This is a genomic window from Bacteroides sp. LFL-34 (assembly GCF_027257075.1).
GTDB classification, from domain to species: domain Bacteria; phylum Bacteroidota; class Bacteroidia; order Bacteroidales; family Bacteroidaceae; genus Bacteroides; species Bacteroides ovatus.
In genome coordinates this window covers 94311-115792 of the sequence record NZ_JAPQKZ010000006.1, presented here as the reverse complement: position 1 = coordinate 115792, position 21482 = coordinate 94311, and the positions used below count along the sequence as shown (strand labels likewise).

The window sequence follows — 21482 nt, the reverse complement described above, 5'->3', positions numbered from 1 at the left end:
TGCAAGACAAAAGTACCTTGCACGCTTCACCACTTATTTAAAAGCAATCATAATCTGCTCATTACCTCCCTTATCAGGCATTCGCACACTACATACACCAGTTTCTTTATCCCAACTCCATACCACAGTTTCAGTGTCATTCTCCAGATTTTCTTCCAAACGTTCCGGTTTAGTTTTCTTTATCTTCTTTCCTTTGACAGTTACCTCCTTCGGGGCTTTCGCAGAATAAATACGGAACAACAGATTTCTCGGACCGGGAACAGTGTATCCTTTTCCTTCACGGGCAGAGACGGTCAGTTCATATCCATTTGCCAGAGTGCTGCAAATAATCGGTGTTTTGACAAATTCATCACGCTGATATCCTAAGTCTTCTCCTTCATCTTCGTAAAGAGTAAAGGCAGCCTGTGCACCCTCCTGTGCGGGGAAGATTTCAAAAGTAAGTGGATATACCGGTTTCTCATGGGTGTAGTTCATCACCGGCATGGTGGGGATGATAGAACCTTGCTTCACAAACATAGGAACAGAGGACAAGGGAGCATCAACGGTAGTCCATTGCTCTCCGGTGTAGATCGTCTGCTTGTTGTTATAGTCTATCCATGTACCTTCGGGAAGATACACGTTCTTTGTGCGGGCACCTTTCTTCACCACGGGAGCTACCAACAATTCACGACCGAACAGGAATTGGGCATCCGTAGAAAAAGTTTCCATATCCATTGGATATTCCAGAAACAGAGGCCGCATGATAGGCAATCCTGTATCATACGCTTCGCGGGCGTAAGTGTAGATATACGGCAACAAACGATATTTCAGCTCGATAGCCGCTTTCGCGTTCTTTTCCGCTTCCGGTCCGAAAAGCCACGGTTCCACCGGGTTATCTCCCTCATGGTGAATACGACTCAAAGGATTGAATGCACCGAATTGAATCCAACGGGTATAGAGTTCGGCCATAGCCGGATAATCCTCAATATCCCCACAGTAACCGGTGATATCACAGGAAGAAAATGGGATTAATCCCAATCCGGCGGAAAGCATTACAGGAATCTGATTGGCTAATTGTCCCCAACCTTGCAGTACGTCGTCTCCGTTTCCGCTATCACCCGTCCAGCCAAACGTATAACGTTGCAAGCCGGCATAAGCAGCACGAGTCATCTGGAAAACACGACGGTCCGGATTCCTCTTTTCAAATTGCTCCTTCACCACTTTATCCCAGGTCAGGCCATAGACGTTATGGATTTCATCGTGCATACCGAGATGGTGCTTCATCACCAGGCGTTCCGTCTGCTCCTCGTTACTCCAGGCAGGTTCACCCATGTCTGTCCAGAAGCCGGAGACACCATCGTCAATAGGTTTCTGCTGATAGGTTCCCCACCAGTCGGCTACGGCAGGCAGAGTGAAGTCCACCACTCCGCAGTTTCCACCCCACGGCCAGGGCATATCGTAGCTTTTACCGTTCGTATTGTCCTTTACAAAATAGCCCAGGCGGTCTGCTTCTTCCCATTGTTTTTTGTTGGCTTGTGCAATTACCGGGTCTTGAGATACGACTACCTTAAAACCCATCTCTTTCAAATCCGAAAGCATCTTCCTAGGGTTTTCATAGTTTCCTTTGCGCCATTCGAAATCCTGCAAGTATTCTGTCCAGCCGATGTCCTGATAGATAATATCACAAGGGATTCCCCGTTTCCGGTAGCCTTCGGCTATCTCACGACTTAGCTTTTCACTTGTCAACAGACCGCGGCATTGAGCAAAACCCAACGCCCATTTCGGCGGCATGATAGGTTTTCCGGTCAGTCTGACGTATTGGCTGATGATTTCTTTATAGTCTTTACCGAAGATAAAGTAATATACCATTTCCCCGTTCGGCGCTTCAAAGCTGTAATAATCACGGCTTTCTGTTCCGAATTTGAATTCCGTCTTATAGGTGTTATCAAGGAAAATACCATACCGGTAATTGCTCATAAAGAAAGGAATACTTTTGTAAAGAGGATCTTCTACCACGCTATAACAAGGTTTGTCACTATTCCACATCTTATAAGACTCGCCACGACGGTCCATCTTTCCCGCTTTCTCACCAAGTCCGAAGAAGTGCTCGTCACGACGAAGCACTTTATATTCCACTTTCTTCGTTCCTTCACTGACATGGGCTTTATCGGCATAATCGCTAAACAGAAGTTTCTGATATTTATCGAATATCTGAAGACTCATCGGAGATTTATTCACCCGGATACGCAACTTCGGAGTAAATATCTCGTAACAGGCCGCCTGTTCATCCACATGAATAGTTCCTACCTCTTCCAGTTCTTCATTAATCACTGCAAACGAAGCATTTCTTCGTTGCAATTGCCCGTCGGGTGAGAACCAGATTTTCACGACGGAAGAGCTGCAAAGTTGCAATTGCAAGGCGGCACTGTCCGTCAGGTGAAAAGTCACCTGACGTCCTTGTTGTGTAAAAGAAGTGCACGTACGTATCTCATTTTCCGCCCAAACCCATGTTGGAAACATCAGGCACAACACCCACACCCATAATCTATATCTAATCATCATACCTATCATTTTAGTTATTCTGTAGCAGCCGCTTTATTCAGCCACAATCATCGTCCAATATTTCAGGGAAGGCAATGTGAAAGAGACAACTCCGTTCTCCTGTGTAAAGGCCAATTCCTGCAAAGCTCCTCCGTGTACATCCGGCGACGCTACCCACAGCTTATTCACCTTTGCCGACAGATTCATTTGCAAAGCCGCTTTTGTAATCAAAGCCGGTTCCGGCATCGTACCGTCCACATCTCTCCAACTAAGACTGTTCGCTTGCGAGAAATTAAGAAGATGTATCACTTGCTTGCCACCTACCTGCTTGGCATAAGTAGTAACCGATCCCTGTTGAGGAGGCCAACTATTCAATCTCATTTCGCCATTGGTACAATTCATGGAAACACTATTTTCCGTACCACCGTCACGAAGCAGATTCTGATAAGAAGTCAGGAAATCATAATAACGAACCATCGCTGTTTTCAGTTCTTCGCTCATTGTCAGGTTCTCATTCGGAAAGTACTCTTTGCACAACATGTGATCGCCTCCCAACTCAAGGTGCGAACCACCCAAAGCAAACATGACAGCATCTGTCAATAAGATACCCGGCGTATTAAATTCTCCCCGGTTATCCGCTTTATTATAATTCATATAAGCTGCAAAAACCGTATTCAACTGATAATTGCCATAGACTCCATTTTCATAAAGAATGGCTTTCAGATTGGTAAAATCAGCCTCATCCGCCCACACTTCATTATAGAAGAAATCAACTTTACCTGTCTCCCCTATCTGACGGGCACCGTAACGGCTGACCGCATTCATCACCAAACTCTTGTCCGGATGAGCCTGCTTCGTCGCTTCAATAAAAGAAGCATATCCCTCACGCAGATTGACCGGAATACCATTGTAATTGTAAAGCGTGCTGCGTCGTCCCAACTGGTCTATCTGATAGCCGTCGAAGGCAAAGTTCACATATACATCATCATTCCTCTCGTTCAAATATTTCTGCCATTCCTTATTAGAAGGATCTACCAGATAAATATTACTTTTCCATCCGCCCGGCAGATCATGACTATCTTTAGTAGTGTGAGAAGCATCCTTAAACAAATACCATTCCTCCTTCACCCCGTCCGTAGCGGCATCCTTCAACGCCCCGAAACAAAGATTGTAAAACATAGACTTCATACCGAAACGATGCTGCGCTTCAATGTAATTTTTCACCGAACTTGTATAAACCTCCCGGTTAGCGATGTCCATATATACTTCGTCCAACTGTGTGCGTGTACCGCCCAACGGCCAGTGATGCTTATTATGCCAGTCCTGAAACTGTACCCAATTGATGTGATGACGATTCAGATACGCCATCTCTTCCTGTGTCTTTTCAGCCGTCTTCTCCCGACTGAAATCAGCGACAAAACCATAACGCGGAAAACGTGCCGGATCACTGGATACATCTACCGCAATCGTACCGACAATCACATCTGTACCATTCTCCTGACGGTACAGTTCCGCCATATATCCTTTGAAATCAGTAGTAGGCGGTTGCCATGTCCAACTGGTACCATTTACCGACTCTTCTCCGACAACCTCCCCTAAAAGACGATAACGAACTTTAGTTCCGGCAGGCAACGCAGCTTCTGCTGTAAATACCACTTTCTCCCCCGGTTTATAGAAAGCCTTATCCGTAGACAGGTCCACACTTAAATCCGATGTTACCGGAGTCACTTCGGTGACACTGCCCGAAGCTCCTCCATTCTCCTGGTTCGACCCATGATCGTCACTGCAAGCCATACACAGAAAAGCAGCCACCCAATATATTATTTTCTTCATCTTGAATTCTTGTTTTATTGTTTCACAATCGAAATCGTCTCTTTCAACTGGTCAATCGTAATCCGATAAGAACCGGCTTCCTGAATATTCCACTTATAATCCAAACTACCCAAATCTGCATCCGGATACATACTGCTCAACTCCGCATCCGACTTAGCAACAAACAATGCCGTTTCTACTTCTCCCGTCGGAGCCTTGTTGCTCTTATCCGCCATAAACCAATCCCCGTTCCAGTCTGACTGTTTATCGCAGGATATCTTCATCTCACCTGTTTTCAGTGTGCCGCTCCAGGTAAAGATGTAAGGACTGTCAGCACTCTTAGTCATCGGAGTAGCATTGCCTAAATCCCATCCGTTCGGAGTTGCCTCACCCACCAGATACAGTCCTTCGTAAGGAGTGAACGGACGCATCAGCATCTTTTCTTTTCCTTTTCCTGTGTAGAACCATACTTTATAAGGCTTGCCACATTCGGCTTCCTTCATCTGCCATTTATTATCGTCACCTCCAAGCACTACGGATGTCGAAGTGTACGGAGCATTAGCCACGGTAGGATGGAAGAAAGCATCCGCCTGACCGAAATCTGTCACAGAAGCGAATTTAAATTCTCCGTCCGCCTTCCAGGGAATCACGGCTCCATAATGGAACAGGTTCATCTGAACAGCATCTTTAGACAGTGCTTCAAATCCCCAACCATTGTTACCCGTAAACGAACCGACAATGAAAAATTCTTCATATCTCCAGCCAATATCTTCCGTTTCGGTAAGTGTTAATGTCAGGTCGAGCAGGTTTGCTTTTACGATATAAGTTGCTTCTTTACTGATTGTGAACTGTTCGTCCGGTTGGTCACCCGATGTACGGTAGGTCAGTTTGAATCCTTCTTCGGCAGTAGCATCACGGTTGTACGACGGCAGGAATTCTCCTAAGGTCGTTATAAATTTAAACGATCCGGTATTCAGCTTTCCTGTCCATGTAAATTGTCCGTTATCCGTACGTTCCATTGCCGTTGCGTTATCGGCGCTCCATCCGTTCGGAGTAGCATCACCAATCAGGTAAAGCGTCGTAGTAACCGGCTGGTAAGTAGTCACCGTAAAGGCAGCCGTCGCAATCTGTTTCTGATCTTCCATTCCGGCAACAACCGCTGTGATACGTGCTTCCAACTCCGCTTTCACGGCATAACCGATACCGAACTGCGTATGCAGAAATTGGTTAAGTTCTTCCACTTTCTTAGTCCATTGATACGTTCCCGTACCCAAATCTACCGAATAAGGATTCGCAAAGTCCGTTCCGGCTTTCGCCAGTTCCAGCGTATAAGAGATACGGTTACCGCTTCCATAATTCGTTCCGGTAGTCCATGAAAGCGCCAGCGCCTCCTGACTATGGTTCTTTTCGTTCAACACCAACTCCTGCTGATTCACCGAAAGGGTGAGGGTATCATGTCCTTTATCTGTCTCCATATAATCCTCGGTACAAGCAACCATCGTTCCACCGATGAAAAGAGAGCATAACAACTGATATATATATTTCTTCATCATATTATTTGTCTAAATGAATGATTATAAAACGGATTAATAACCGGGATTTTGAGTCATCAGGTGATTGGAGTCCATCTCCGTCTGCGGAATAGGCAACAGGAGACGTTCTTTGGTCACATTATTCTTACCGATAGATTTCAGGAATGTCAATGCATAATTTCCATTATCAACCCGGATCATATCGAACCAGCGATGTCCCTCAAAAGCAAGTTCCATCCGACGTTCGTGAATAATCTTTTCTCTCATTTCGGTCTGCGTCAGAGTAGTCGGCAGCTCTGTCAGTCCGGCACGCTTACGAACGATATTCAATGGTTCGGCAGCCTGATCCGGATGTCCCTGCTCATTCAAAGCTTCCGCTTTCTTCAGTAAGACATCCGCATAACGGTATACTACAAAGTTGTTGGGGTTGGTATTATACTCCGGAGAGACGGTTTTCGACACAAGGAACTTACGTACGTTATAACCCGTATTCGACCAGGAACGTCTGTATTCCATACCGTCAAAAGCAGGACAACCCTGATACAACACAGTGATGTCTTTCCGCAAATCACCGTCTTCGTATTGCTTGACAAACTCTTCCGTAGGCAGGTTCCATCCATAAGCACCGGCTACCATACCCGAATTACGTGGTCCCATGAAAGTAGACAACCAGGACGCTTGATTATCGCCGCCCCAAAAGTCATATTCCGTACTACCGGAGTATTGCACTTCGAAGAGAGATTCCGCACCATTATTGATCGTCGCATTAAAGTTATCAGCATAATTGCATTGAGTCAGATCATATCCCATTGCAGCAATGTTATTGCACAAGGTCACTACTTCATTATAATAGTCGCGATGGTTGGGAGCCAGTGTCAGGTAAATATCCGCCAGCATCGCCATTGCAGCCTCTTTGCAGGCACGTCCCCTGTCAGCATCTCCATAACTGCTTTTCGGAGGAAGCATATTCACTGCATTTTTGCAGTCGGAAAGAATTTGAGCATATACCTCATCTACCGTATTACGGGCAATATCCGCAGATTCTCCCGGTTCAAACGGCTCCAAGCGCAAAGGCACCCCTCCGTACAAACGAACCAGAATATAATAATAATGTGCACGCAGGAAATAAGCTTCACCCATGCAACGGGTCTTTATCTCATTGGAGACAGATGCTGAAGGCAAATTGGAAAGCACGATGTTGCAACGTCCGATCCCAACCCACGGAGAACGCCATACATACAAGGCAAAGCCGTTATCGCTCTGGGCAATGAAATTGGAAGCCTGAACAGTCTCCAAACCGTCAGTACCTCCTCCGGCTCCTACTTCACTGTTGCCTGCGATGATGTCGAGGCTCCAAATACGCTGGTTATACATATTAGATGACTGAAGAGTCTTGTAGCAGGCAGTAGTCAGTGCCACAGCAATCTCATTCGTCACTTCCGATTCGGGATCGACGCCATATTTGGGATATTTATCCAAGAAATCGTTGCACGATGTCAATGCCAGCACGGCAGACATAAATACCAAAGTTATTATCTTTTTCATATTCTTTCTCCTGATTTAAAAGTTAAAGTTCAAGCCCATACTGAAAGTACGTGAAATCGGGTAACGGCTGCTGTCGATGCCATTAATATCCACTTCCGGGTCGAAGCCGGAATATCCGGTGATAGTTGCCACATTCTCGCAAGAGAAAGAGATGCGGGCATTTTCCAGTTGAATCTTTTGCATCCACTTTTTAGGCAGTGTATACGAAAGCGTGATGTTCTTCAGACGGAGATAGGAACCGTTTTCCACAAACCTGTCGGATACACGGCAGTTCTGGTTCGGGTCTCCCCAAATGGCGCGGGGCATAGAGTTGCTGGTACCTTCACCCGTCCAGCGGTTCAATACGGCTGTGGTTTGGTTGTAAGCGGCTGCCATTCCTTCGTTGTCAACATTGTTGGCGTTATAAATCTTGTTTCCCGATACGCCTTGCAGGAAAACGGAGAGTTCCCATCCCTTATAAGAGAAATTATTGCTTAAAGAGAAGAACCAGTTCGGATTCGGGTTGCCGATAACGGTACGGTCTTCATCATTGATGACTCCATCGTTATTCAAATCCCGGAAACGGATATCCCCCGGAGCTGCTCCCGGTTGGGTGGCGTGGCGGTTTACTTCCTCCCAGTTTTGGAAAAGTCCGTCGGTCACGTATCCGTAGAATACATTGATCGGATAACCGGCTCTAAGCATAGTCACGTATGAGTTACCCATCTGATTGATAAACATCGGAGTTTCGCTGTTCAGGTCCAGAATTTCATTCTTGTTATAGGTGGCCGTTAAAGCAGATTCCCAAGAGAAAAGACCTTTCAGGTTGATGGTGCGCAGGGTCATTTCCACTCCTTTGTTGCGCATTTTGCCGGCATTGGTAAAGGTTTCAGTAGTATCTTCAAAACCGGAGGTGATAGGGATGGAAGCTTTCACCAACATGTCTGCCGTCTTTTTGATGTAGGCATCCAGCGAAAGGTTGACACGTGAATTGAACAGACTCATATCCACACCGAAGTTGGTTTGGCGTACCTCTTCCCAATGAATATTCGGATTGGAAAGGGTGGTAGATACCAAAGCGGTGGAGTTGTTGTTGCCGAAAGGATAAACTCCCGTATTATAGGAAGCCACAAAGCCGTAGTTACCAATTTCCTGATTACCGGTCACACCGTATCCGATACGCAGTTTGAGGTCATTCACCGGAGAGTTGTCTTTCGGGAACCATTCTTCCTGCGAAATACGCCATGCCAGAGAAACGGAAGGGAATGTTCCCCAACGGTTGTTCTTACCGAAGCGGGAGGAACCGTCACGGCGCACAGTGGCTGTAAGCAGGTATTTATCTTCGTAAGAATAGTTGAGACGTGCCATCAGAGAGAGCAGTGCCCAGTCGCTCTGGCTGCCACCGATGCTGTACATCTTCTCGCCGTTGTCCATCTCATGGATATTATCAAACATGAAGATATTCTTTTGAGCATTCAGGTAATCATAGTTGTTCCACTGGGCGGAAGAACCTGCCATCACCCCTACACGATGTTTTTGGGCGAAAGTATGGTCGAATACAAAATAATTATCCCACAGGTAGGTAAATGATTTGTTGTCACTCTTATAGCGGGAAGATTCTTCTACCGGATTCGGTTTCCAGTCGTAAGCCGGAGTAAAGTTGTCTACAAACCAGAATTTGGCGTCATAACCGAAGGTGCTTTTCAACTTCAACCATTTGGTAAAGGCAATCTCTCCGGTGATATTTGCCAGAAAGTTATATCCTTTCGTCTCGTTCGTCATCATGTACAACGTACCGATCGGATTGCGGACACTTCCATACCATTGCGCTTCCTGTCCGGGACCGCTCCAGCTACCGTCATCATTCTTCACCGGCTGGGTGGGGAGTGCTTTCATCGCATCTCCGATGCTGTAAGTTCCTCCTTCTTTCACGTCCGTACTGAATGTCAGATTAGTAGTGAACTTCAACCATTTATTAACCTGGGCATCACTATTTGCCTGAAAGTTGAAACGACGGTAATTAACGCTTTCCACGATACCGGACTGGTCGAGGAAACCGCCGGATACATAGTAATGTGCCTTTTCCGTACCACCGGAATAGCTAACCGAATAGCTTTGTTTCACTCCCGTACGTAGCATCTCATCCAGCCAGTTCGTTCCTGTTCCCAATAAAGAAGGATCTGCCCAATAAGGGTTTGTATTATCATCATTATTAGACAGCATATCATTGCTCAAGGCAGCATATTGCGCAGCATTCAGCATATCGGGCACTTTAGTAGCGTTCTGAATAGCCCAGTTTGCGTTTACCGTTACTTTTCCGGCACCTTCGGCACCACGTTTGCTGGTAATCATCACCACACCGTTGGCACCACGGGAACCATAGATAGCTGTTGCCGAAGCATCCTTCAATACGTCTACCCGTTCCACATCAGCCATATTGAGGGAAGACAATCCCAAGTCGGTAGGAATTCCGTCAATGACAATCAGCGGGTTACTGTTATTGATCGTACCCAAACCGCGGATTTTAATGGTGACATTATCACCCGGCTTACCGGCATCGATAATCTGCACGCCGGATACTTTTCCCTGCATTGCCTGACCGATATTAGCTACCGGAGAGTCTTTGATGTCCTTCACTCCGACAGAAGATACGGCACCAGTCAAATCGCTCTTTTTCATCGTTCCGTAACCTACTACAACAACTTCGTCCAATACTTCCGTATCTTCCTGCAAGGTTACTTTCAACGAGTTTTTCCCGTTCACCGGAACTGTCTGCGTTTTATAGCCGACAAAAGAGATAGTCAGCGTGCTGTTAGCCGGAACGCTTAATGAGAAATTACCGTCTACATCGGTTATCGTACCATTCGTTGTACGTCCTTCCACCACACTGGCACCGATCACCGGTTCACCTGTGGCATCTACTACATGTCCTTTTATTGAAATCTGTTGTGCGAATGCACTAAGAGATAGGAACAAGCCCCACATTATTAATAAGAGGCGGCGTTCAAAGCCTTTCGACTTCATACTCTGTTTCATGTACATTAATTTAAAGTTAATATTAGGGTTACTTTTGTTTTCGTTCTCTGTGTCATTGCTGAAATGACCGTGAAACAAAAGTATCCACATTTCATACTGCTTCTTAAAGCAGATAGCAAAAATATAGTGATTTATACAGTGTCTCACAGCATAAACCACTAAATATAAGAACGTTATAAAATAGAAGTCAGACTAAAAAAGTAGTAATTTTCTTATTCTTCCACCTTCCCTATTTGCATTACTTTAGTCTCAAATTCATCTCTTTCTCCCAAAGCTTTGTTACGGACACGGGTCCGGTAATTATAAATGGTAGTCACGGAATAACGGAGGAATTGCGCTATCTTGGTACTGTCCGTAATCCCCAGCCGGATAAGGGCAAAGATACGGAGTTCGGTGTTCAACAGTTCTCCCGGTTTGGGTTGCATGGGTTCTGTGAGCAGCGCATTAAATTCCTCCACAAAATTGGGGAAGAGTTGCAGGAAAGTCATGTCGAAGTTTGCATAAAACTCTTTCAGTTCTTCGTCAAGGAATCGAGAAGATTTAATGGCTTTATATAGTTCTTCCACTCTTCCGGCAGCGGCAATTTTATTCAGGGAACGACGGTATAAATCCATCTTGTCGAGATAAGTGGAGCATTGGTCCATATATCGGCCGATATATTCCTCCTTGATATAGTTGGCTTCCGAAAGCGTATGGTTCATCTCTTTCAGTTGCGAATTAGAGTCGTGAAGTTCTTCGTTCAGTTCTTGCAGCAACGTATTGGTATCGACCACTTCGCGACGTGCGGCAGCAACCTTTTTCATCTGTTTGTAAACGAAGAAAATGGCAACCAACAAAAATACGGAAAGCAAACTGATACAAATCAATGATACTTTCATCTCCTGCTGCTGCCGTTTGGTTTTCAATTGGTAAGCCTGGTCAATGATAGGAAAGACTTGCGAGATTTCTAACGTACGAAGGCGGGCATTACAAAGAGTGGCATCCTCTAAGGAGCATTTCAGGTAATTGTAGGCACGGTCAATATCCCCTTCATCGTAGACAAGAGAAGCGAGTTTGCGCAAAGATACATATTCCTTTACTGCCGATTTTAGGTCGGCAATAGCCGAAAGGGCCAGGTAATGTTTTTGCCCCTGCTTGTCGCCTTTCAACCGGTAACCCTCGGAGAGAGTATAAGTAAGCATTGCTTTTGAATGGTCATCCAAAGAAGGTTTGTTGTAATATTTCATCAGCATACGGATGGCTTCATCGTATTGAGCATGTACGATACACTTATCCGCCATCACCAATACGTGCCCCAAAGAGTCGGAAGCGTTGACCTGCAGAAGAGAGTCACGATACAGATCCGTCATTCGATAATACTCTTTCTTGGCTTTCTCCGTAACGGCATAATCTCCCATCAATCCGTAAATAGTGCGATACAGATGATAATAGTAACCATAGAGATAATCGGGCAACGTTTTCTTATTAATCTGCCCCAATAGTTCCAACGCTTCTTTATACATTCCGGTAGTTCCCATCACTTCCGCCATATTCATGGCAGCATCATCCAGGTAATCCAGTTTATCCATGCGATGCGCCAGTTCCTCTTTCCGTTGAGCATAGACAAAAGACGAATCCAGATTATAAGCCCGGTATTCATCGAAAAGACGTCCGCAAAAACCATATCGTTGTTCATCGGAAGTAGCCTCCGCCAACAATTTCTTCAGGTCAGCGATACGCGCCTCCTTTTCCGCTCCATAAGTCTGACGATTTTTAATGATACCATCAATCTCACGAAGTAACGCATCGGTACTCTTATTATCTTTTGCATAAAGCAGACCGGAAAGGACGATTGTCACAAAAATCAGAATCACTTTTTTCATAGTGCCGTATGTATTATAGTTGCAAAGATAAAAGTCTTTCAGAAACTTCCGGCTTTCAGGAGAAAATTACTGCAGACGGAATGAACAATCTTGTATTAAAACAGGAAGCATTACAAATTTATTATGAACATAATTATTATATTTATAATAATGTTATCGTTGGAACAACCATCAATATACAGATAAATTCAAAAGTATGTATTCACAGCAAATTCAAACTGTTCTATAAATATTTTCTTAAATGGATATATATTATTTTGTTCATAGAAAACTAACATAGCTTTCTTATAGTCGATAGAATCAACTGAACGAAATGATAAAGGACAATAACCGTTGGCTATAAGTATTGCATTACTTGTTATACGGGCAGTACGTTTATTACCATCAGCAAATGGCTGAATGTAAGATAACAGAACTAAAGCTAGGAAAGCTTTATCAAAGATACTCTGCTTATTATTAATTAATTGACAAGTGTCTTCCATAGCTTCTCTTATTTGATATTCATTATCAAGTGGACGATAATTCGTACCCGTAATACCAACACGCCGAGAACGAATATGACGCTCAACTCCCAGTTCTTTAATAAGGATACTATGAATGTCTTCAATCTTTCTTATTGATAAATACTGAAGATAATCAGGATTATCTAAAATAAAATCAAGAGCTTCCTTGTGATTTAGTAGCATAATGGCTTCTTCTTTAGTTTTACCTTTTGCTTCTTCTTTTTCCAGCAAAAGTCTTTCCGTTTCAAGAAGATTATATGTGTTCCCTTCAATTTGAGAAGACTTCCAACTAAGATCCACACCTAACCTTTCCATTTCTTTCCGGTACTCTCCGTCTGTCATTTCTAATACATTTCTTCTAAACGTTTCTTGAAGAGCCGTTAAATGTTTCCGTTCGTCCATCGTGAAAGGGTCAACATTAGGCAATATATCAGGAATAAGGCTGAAATTGAAAGCTTGTTGAATTTCACGCTCATCAACTTCTTTCCGAAAGTATGATTCTAAGTCGAAATAACTTGTAACAAACGTTTGTGGTGTTAGTTTATAACATGTGGCAGGTCCTTGCCCTATGACTTCAATACTTCCAGCGGAAATCATGGCAGCTAATAAACGCTTGAATGTGGCGACACTTACTTTAGTATTCACTCCCTCCATTAATTCTGACCTAGAAGATAGAGGATGAAAACGAAGATATTGTTGAATTTCTTCTTCCATTGCTATTTAATTGATTATATCGGCTCAAAAATACATAATATTATTAATATATCGGCTCAAAATGAGCCAATAATTACAGTGTATAGGACTCTTTTGAGCCGATATGAAAATCTTCAGCTACCTGTTAGTAGTCTCATATTGTTTCTGCATTGCTTTGATCTATTCTTCAGAATTCTTATTTATCACAGCAATTTTATCCTGTAATTCTTTATTCTGGATTTCAGATAATCTCATCTGTTCAGTATGGATCTTCTGACTGTCCTCTGTGGTGAAATAGTTCATTTACGTACGGGTTTGGCTCATTCTCTGTACGGTTTTGAATAAAATAATGGAGTATTCTGGAAACGTTGTGGTAAATCTGAAAAAGATGATTGAGTTTTTAAGATTCCCCGTTATCTTTTTATTATAAGATATGGGTCCAGGGTGAGGGGTGGTGAGGGTAGATTTATAACCTTTTATTTTATTATTTTCTATACTATCTCCTTTTTTATCCTCAAAAAAAATACGAAAGTTATAAATCTACCCTCACCACCCCTCACCCTGGACCCATTCATTAGCGCAACGTTTAACTCGTTTCTATGCACTAATGAGGTAAATACAGTTTTTTGAAACGCTATCCAATAGAATGATTATATTTGCATTTTGATATAAGAAACAAATTACAAACTATTAATCAGTAAACCATGAGATTCAGCAACGTAAGATTATTAGTGAAAGACTTCGCCAAATGCTTCAAGTTCTACACCGAACAACTCGGATTAGAGCCATCCTGGGGAGATGAAAATAGCGGATATGCCAATTTTAAAGTAGCTGACGGGATAGAAGGCTTCACCCTTTTTGTATCCGACTGGATGGCACCTGCGGTAGGCAATGCAGATAAGCAACAGCCCGTTGCGATGCGTGAGAAATTAATGGTTTCATTCAGTGTAGATAACCTCGACGAAACTTTTGCCGATCTAAAAGCAAAAGGCGTGACGTTTATCACCGAACCTACGGATATGCCCGATTGGGGGATGCGTACCCTATACCTGCGCGATCCCGAAGAAAACCTGATAGAACTCTTTACCCCTCTAGCACCGGAGCAATGTAGCCAGGAGCTCCTCGAAGAAGATAAGAAATTTCAATAAGAAAGTTTGTTATAAAGAAATGTGCCCATACGAGTGAGCCGGAAAAATGATAGTTAATGAGCCCTATAGTGACATCGCTATGGGGCTCATACATTAACTTGATATTGCAGATATTCACTTGCCTTTCAACTTTATAACAAGAAACTCACAAAGTAGAATATGAATCTGATTAATAAGCCCTCAACCCATAATCGAATCTCATCTTCTTGCTATCTTTCACTTCGATTTTCAACAGATTACTTCCTTTCCGCAAGTAACGGCTGTAATCGCTGATATTATATTGATTATATTGCCTGGTCTGCTTTGCCTCCTGCGCAAAGACTTCTACACCATTCAGCCAAACTTTGGCTTCTCCGGCAACATTCAGCCATAAAGACAGATGATTGAAATCCTTATCCACCTTAAAAGTAGCTTCTGATACTACCGTAGAACGAGGGGGACAGTCGAAAGGCAAAGAAGTCATTTTCAGCTCCTGACCGTTCATACCGACAAGGCGGGTATTCTTGCTTCCGTTCTGACTGTCTGCAATCAAAGTAACCGCTTTCACGGGAGTGATTTCATACAAACGGTTGTGCATCAGGTGTAACAAGCCTTCCGGTATTTTAGTTACTTTCCGGTCGTAAGTAATCAGGCCGTTCACTTCTCCTTCCACATCAGTGGTTTGTGTATAAACAGCCGCACTCAACCCTTGGGCAATCAGCGTTTCCAAATCATATACCAGACGGCCGTAACTATCAATCAGAGCCATTGCTCCGTCTATATTCTTATACCCCCAGTTCCTCATATTCGGATTCCAGATATGTTCCTTGATCGCCCAGCCATAGCCGCCGAATTCTCCCAGTACGGAAATGCGGTTACCGTTGTTCTCCGGCAGAATCATGGAAGTGACAGGATAATTATGTACGTCGTACATATCGCCTACGCCTCTGTCCGTCCAGCCGGTCACTCCGTTTATCAGGCGTGTATCGTCGTATTTTATCACTTTATTTACGATTTCCACCGTGTTATGCTGTCCCCATCCTTCATTGAAAACCACCCAGGTAGTGATACAGGGATAGAAACGGAGACGGTCGATCATCTCGAACATTTCTTTTTGCCATTGGCGGGTGTGTTCTTCGGGGGCGTTCCAATCAGTAGTAGCCAACGGATTGACGTGTTCCTCCTTCTTCCTTGACGTAGCAAAACCGGAAACCATGTCTTGCCACATCATCAATCCCAGGGAATCGGCGTAATAATAATATTGCTCCGGTTCTACTTTGATATGTTTACGGATCATATTGAATCCCATCTTTTTCAACTGCACCATGTCCCACAGCATCGCTTCCTCGGAAGGAGGAGTCAACAATCCGTCGGGCCACCAGCCTTGATCCAGCGGACCGTATTGGAAGATGGGTTGGTTATTCAGGCAAATACGGTTGTATCCACATTCATCTTTACGGACATCTACTTTTCTCAAGGCAAAGTAACTCTTTACCCGGTCTAAAACACGTCCTCCATTGGATAAGACAATATTCAAATGATACAGTTTCGGAGATTCGGGAGACCATAAGACAGCGTTCGGAACGTCTATTTCTATCGCATTAGTCAACTTCTGTTCCACCGTCTTGATTACTTTGCCATCATCCAACACTTCTATTTTCACTTCTTCATTGCCTTTGGCTCCGATTATATCGAAAGCCAGCTTCACGGATTTTCTCTCAATATCAGTGGAAGGAAGTACCTGACGAATATAGGTTTTATTCACCGCTTCCAGCCACACAGTTTGCCAAATGCCCGATACAGGCGTGTACCAGATACCTTCCTGGTTAAGTTGCTGTTTTCCTCGGGAGATAGACTCCGTGTCCGTCGGGTCGGTGACGGCTACTTCAATGCTTTGAGGGCCACTCTTCTTCAGGTATTTAGTAATATCGAACGAGAACGGGTTGTTTCCTCCTTTATGCGTACCGACCAACCGGTTATTCACCCATACTTGACATTCATAATCCACTGCTCCGAAATGCAGGATAGTAGATTTGTTCTTCCAGGAAGGATCTAAGGTGAACTCACGTTGATACCATAGTTTATCCGTAGGAAGAAATGTTTTCTGCACTCCGGACAGAGATGATTCAATCGCAAACGGAACCAGGATTTCCCCTTCAAAGGAAACGTTCTTCCGAGGCGTGTTCTGATCCGTTACGGCATACTTCCACAATCCGTTCAGATTGATCCATTCTGCCCGTTGCAACTGTGGTCTAGGATAACTTTGCCACACATTTTCCGGCGTCACCTGTTCAGCCCATACTGTTTTAATTTTATCTCCTTTAGGCTCCCATGCATGGGTAAACACCTGCGACATGGCTCCTAAAGCCAGAGTTAGTAAGATTCTCTTATCCATAAGCATTAGCGGGTTTTATATTCTTTAAAATCTTTCCGTCGATTCTTATTGTAGGTATTCCACATTTTCTGGAAATACAAAACATCACTCTTGTCCGCCCATTCGAAATAGGCTGTTTCCAATTCTTTTGCCATTTCAGGATATTTACCGATCAGGTTGTGCTGTTCGGTACGGTCTTCCTTGATGTTGTACAATTCCCATTCATCTCCCTTGAAGTTGGCGGAAACCAGCTTCCAGTCACCTTTACGCACCATGCGGTTGCCTTCATGCTCGGCATAAATATATCTTTCGGGCATCTTCTTTCCTTTCACAATCGGAAGGATAGACTGACCTGCCGTAGGCAGAATCGCTCTTCCCTGATATTCTTTCGGATAAGTGGCTCCTGCCAGTTCCACACAGGTAGACATGATATCGGAGAATTGTGCAGGCTGATGATTCAGTCCGCCTTTGTTCTTCACATGATTACCCCAGGAAATGATACACGGAGTGGAAATACCTCCTTCGTGTGCATAATGTTTATAGAGCGTGAACGGCGTGCAGCAGACATTTGCCCAGCCTGTACCGTAATGATGATAGGTTCCGGGCAAACCCATCTGGTCGAGTTCTTCTCCGGTATGGGTATGGTATTCGACTCCGGTCTGTTTGTCGAAGCCAAATTCGTGCCATTCGGCACAAGCTCCGTTATCGGACATAAACATGATAAACGTATTGTCCAACTCACCGTTTTTCTTCAATTCATCCACTACCCGGCCGATGTTCGCGTCCATCACATCTACCATAGCGGCAAAAATGGACATACGGCGTGCGAGGTCGGTCTGCTGATCTTTCGTCAATGAATCCCATGCCGGTAGCGGATGCGTTTCATCTTCAAACAGACTTTCGGGAACTACACCACGCGGACTAAGTGCCGGCTTTCCCTGCATAAGTTTCAGGTCCACAATCCGTTTCCAGCGGGCGTCACGAATCTTGTCCCATCCCTGCATATAGAGAGACATATATTTATCGGTCACTTCTTTCGGTGCGTGCAAAGGGAAATGGGGAGCGTTATAGGCCAGATACAGGAACAACGGTTTCTTCTCCTGATGTGCCTGGTCGATAAAGTCAATCGCATAATCCGTTATCACATTGGTAGCGTAGAAAGTTCCTTCCTCATAGTGTCTGGGCGTACGGTCTTTCGGCAAACGGGTATATACTGCCGGATTCCAGAAAGAGTTGAATCCGCCCAACAAACCGTAATACTCCTGGAAACCACGAAGAATAGGATTCGACTTATTCCCCAAATGCCACTTTCCTGACATAGCCGTAAAATATCCGGCATCTTTCAGGACTTCTGCAATCGTGACGTTGTCCGAATTGGAACGGAAACCGGAATATCCTTTCGGCCAGGCAGGATGACTGCCGTCCATGTGTCCCAATCCCGTCTGATGCGGATAAAGTCCCGTCAACAGGTTGGCACGCGACGGGCAACTACGGGCACTGTTGTACATCTGCGTCATACGGACGCCATTCTTTGCCAGTTTATCCAGTACCGGTGTATGAATCTCACCACCGAAACAGCCGAGATCGGAGAAGCCCAAATCGTCTGCCAGTATGATAATAATATTCGGTTTGTCCTGCGCATACGTCATCGGGACCAGAGCCAGGCTGCCTGCTATCAATAAAGAAGTTTTCATTTGGTATTATAATTAAAGTTGGGTTTGAATTTACCATTCTCATAGATCATCGGAATTAATCCGGGACGGCACGTCACTTTATATTCCGCCGCCTGTGCCCCACGCGGATTGAAGAACATGGTAGCCCACCAGTTTCCATCCTTATCCTGGAAAAGATTGTTGTGTCCTCCTCCCGTGATGGCATTGTAGCGTTCGCTATAGGGACCATACACATTATCGGCTGTCGAGATGATGCAGTCGTAACTATAACGTGTCTTCGGCGAGGTTACTCCCTTTTTCTCGATATAGGTATCTCCCTCCGACGTACGGTGCGACCATATAGCCTGTACGAGGTGATATTTGTTATCATATTTGAAGATAAACGCTCCTTCAATATACGGTTCCGGATTATATTTTTTCTCTTTCAATGTTTTCAGTTCCTCGGCAAATCCGCTCATATCCGGTTTCATACGGGCGATATAATGGTTGTGCCCGACAAAGTAGACAGTACCGTCCGTATCTTCGAACAAACTTCCGTCGATATTCGGGAAGATGGCTTTGTCTTTATTACCTTCGATATTCTCGTACGGTCCTTCCGGCTTTCCGGTCTTGCTCCGCAAAATGAAAGAACCTCTCCCACCTGCCGACTCATTCATGCAGGCAACGATAAACCAGTTCTTCGCGCTTTTGATATAATGCATTTCCGGAGCCCACACTGCATGGAAGCGGTTGTCCATCGGATCACCGTTGATGGATTTCTTCTGATATTTCTCTCCTGCTTTATATACTTTCGGCTTTTTTTGCCAGGTTCCGTCTTTTTCCATCGACCATATTTGTCCTCTGGCTTCCCAAGACTTCATATCTTTGGAACGCCACAGGTACAAACCGTCGTTCCAGTCCCAGCAATGCCTCTGTCCCGGAAAGTAACGATCGGGAGTAGAGGTGGTTCCTGTGATATAATAATAACCGTCGGGACCCAGTGTAGCCCAAGTGTCCCTCATCCAATAATCAAATGCCGGCTTTACAGATGTCGGAACACGTAGTTCCGGAGCGTTTGTATCTGCCGTTCCATATAACTGTGCTGATGCTGTAGAGATGGAAATAAATCCTGTAAACAAGATCAATCCTAATCGCAAAATCAATTTCATATATTTCTGTTTTATGTTTACGGATACAAAAATAGGCCGTTGCGGGGCAGACTTCATGGAATCATGTTTTTAATATCCGTAGGTATGTACAATCTTCTTATTTTTTAGTATTCCGGATGGAGATAATTAAATGGATTCTGTTTAAAATGGTAACGTCTTTGCGGGAGAGGCAGCGGGTCCTGCAAACGCAACTCCCATGCCAGTAAACGGGTCAGAAGTTCTGTTTGAATTTCGCTGTATTTCTTCTCGCCAAACAGATTATGAACTTCCGAAGGATCTTTCTTTAAATTATAGAGTTCTCCGTTGCCATAATGATTCATGACCAGTTTCCAGTCATCCTTTCTTATCATGCGTGAGGTACCGCTTTGCGTCCAGGTGTTCAGTTCGTCGAAGTGGGCTATTTTGCCGGGAGTCAATGCTCCTTCCTGTTCAAAAGTCAGGGAGGCATCCAGTCCGACATCGGCTCCTCCGAAGCCTTGTTGTACGACCATGCTGGAGAATTCTTCTTTAGGGTAAGCTTTTCCGGTCAGCATCGGCCACAAGCTACGACCCTGAACTCCTGCCGGTATTTCGGCACCGATGGCAGAGCAGAAGGTGGGGAAAAGGTCGGCTATCGATACGTGGCTATCCATAGGGGCAGGCTGGTTCTTGATGTGATATCCTGCCCATACCATCGGGATACGTGCGAGGCTTTCGGAAAGTCCGGCTCCTTTACGGATCAATCCGTATTCCCCCCAGTAGTCACCGTGGTCGGAGAGTACGACAAAGATGGTGTTTTCATATTGTCCGCTGGCTTTCAATGATTCGATCAGTCTCTTGATCTGATCGTCTATCAACCGGATCATTCCGATATAGTTGGCACGGATTCGAGGCATGTCTTGTTCCAGGTTCGGGCAGGACGCGTCTTCCAGTTGCGCCAGAATACGGTATTTCTCTCCTTTCTTTGCCAAATCTTTGCGGGAGGTCTTTAAGACGGGAAGCTTATCGGGGGAGAACATGGAGTAATAGGGTTCACATACCTGATAAGGGTTGTGAGGTTCCGGAAAAGAGACCCATACGAAGAAAGGATTTTCTTTCTGCTGTTTAATCCATGCCAGTGCTTCGTTCACGATTTTGGTGGGATGCTGTTCTTCCAGCGAGATGGGAGATGGCTCCAGCCATTGCCCCCTGGCTTGCTGATTCAGGAAACGGGCAGTCTCTTTCTCTGCGGGAGTCGTCTTTTTGTGCTTTCCCCAGTGTCCGTATTCAGACCAGAAATCCAAGTCGGCAGGTTTCAGGTAAGCGTGATTCTTGCCAACCAATGCTGTTTTATATCCGTTTTCTTTCAATACGCCCACTAAGTCCTGTTGATAGGAGATGTCGGGGATATTGTGATTCGTGCGTACGTGAGTGGCGGAAGGAAAACGCCCGGTGAACATGGAACAACGTGCCGGAGAGCTGGCCGGCATCACAGTGTATGCCTTATTGAACCATACATTCTCCTGCGCCAAACGGTCGACAAAGGGAGTCACTTCCAGCGGAAAACCTTCCCTGCCGCACAAATCGGCACGCTGCTGATCGGTCATAATAACCACAATATTCGGTTTGCCGGTTTGCGCCTGGACTGACATAGCCAAACCTTGTATGGCAAGTCCTGTGATACAAAAGATTGTTTTCATTTTATTTATTTCTTATTTAA

At 44.7% G+C, this 21482-nt stretch carries 12 protein-coding genes; 1 reads left to right on the top strand and 11 read right to left on the bottom strand.

The genetic code is table 11. The features are described 5' to 3' along the window. Nucleotides 1-33 precede the first annotated feature (33 nt). The 7 genes from N5O98_RS05285 to N5O98_RS05255 form a co-directional block, all read right to left on the bottom strand. Nucleotides 34-2538 carry a glycoside hydrolase family 31 protein gene (locus N5O98_RS05285; protein WP_032855760.1) on the bottom strand — a complete coding sequence of 835 codons (2505 nt, stop codon included), beginning with the start codon at nt 2536-2538 and terminating at the stop codon, nt 34-36. A 36-nt stretch (nt 2539-2574) separates the two neighbouring features. Beyond that, entirely contained in the window at nt 2575-4353 is a 1779-nt protein-coding gene (locus tag N5O98_RS05280; RefSeq protein WP_004307759.1) for a glycoside hydrolase family 66 protein, read from the bottom strand. Between the two features lie 14 nt (nt 4354-4367). Beyond that, on the bottom strand, nt 4368-5882 hold the full coding sequence (locus tag N5O98_RS05275; RefSeq protein WP_004307758.1) for a SusF/SusE family outer membrane protein: 1515 nt from the start codon (nt 5880-5882) through the stop codon (nt 4368-4370). Between the two features lie 36 nt (nt 5883-5918). Then, a complete protein-coding gene (locus N5O98_RS05270) occupies nt 5919-7382 on the bottom strand; it encodes a RagB/SusD family nutrient uptake outer membrane protein (RefSeq protein ID WP_373187401.1) in 1464 nt (487 codons plus the stop codon). 42 nt (nt 7383-7424) lie between these two features. After that, nucleotides 7425-10424 carry a SusC/RagA family TonB-linked outer membrane protein gene (locus tag N5O98_RS05265; protein WP_050541648.1) on the bottom strand — a complete coding sequence of 1000 codons (3000 nt, stop codon included), beginning with the start codon at nt 10422-10424 and terminating at the stop codon, nt 7425-7427. A gap of 212 nt (nt 10425-10636) precedes the next feature. After that, nucleotides 10637-12286 (bottom strand): DUF6377 domain-containing protein, encoded by a 1650-nt coding sequence (locus N5O98_RS05260; protein ID WP_004307755.1) that lies wholly within the window; start codon nt 12284-12286, stop codon nt 10637-10639. 188 nt (nt 12287-12474) lie between these two features. Then, a complete protein-coding gene (locus N5O98_RS05255; protein ID WP_004302765.1) occupies nt 12475-13503 on the bottom strand; it encodes a Fic family protein in 1029 nt (342 codons plus the stop codon). 683 nt (nt 13504-14186) lie between these two features. Here N5O98_RS05255 and N5O98_RS05250 point away from each other — a divergent pair. Beyond that, on the top strand, nt 14187-14630 hold the full coding sequence (locus tag N5O98_RS05250) for a VOC family protein (protein ID WP_004302766.1): 444 nt from the start codon (nt 14187-14189) through the stop codon (nt 14628-14630). 169 nt (nt 14631-14799) lie between these two features. On the opposite strand, the gene N5O98_RS05245 is transcribed toward N5O98_RS05250, so the two are convergent. The 4 genes from N5O98_RS05245 to N5O98_RS05230 are packed head-to-tail and all read right to left on the bottom strand — an operon-like array spanning nt 14800 to nt 21462. Then, on the bottom strand, nt 14800-17004 hold the full coding sequence (locus tag N5O98_RS05245) for a glycoside hydrolase family 2 protein (protein WP_085931445.1): 2205 nt from the start codon (nt 17002-17004) through the stop codon (nt 14800-14802). A gap of 5 nt (nt 17005-17009) precedes the next feature. Then, a complete protein-coding gene (locus tag N5O98_RS05240; RefSeq protein ID WP_004298622.1) occupies nt 17010-18677 on the bottom strand; it encodes an arylsulfatase in 1668 nt (555 codons plus the stop codon). Then, on the bottom strand, nt 18674-19861 hold the full coding sequence (locus N5O98_RS05235; RefSeq protein WP_004307753.1) for a family 43 glycosylhydrolase: 1188 nt from the start codon (nt 19859-19861) through the stop codon (nt 18674-18676). Before N5O98_RS05235 ends, N5O98_RS05240 begins: the two co-directional genes overlap by 4 nt. 47 nt (nt 19862-19908) lie before the next feature. Continuing rightward, a complete protein-coding gene (locus N5O98_RS05230; RefSeq protein WP_004307752.1) occupies nt 19909-21462 on the bottom strand; it encodes a sulfatase family protein in 1554 nt (517 codons plus the stop codon). Between the last annotated feature and the right edge of the window lie 20 nt (nt 21463-21482).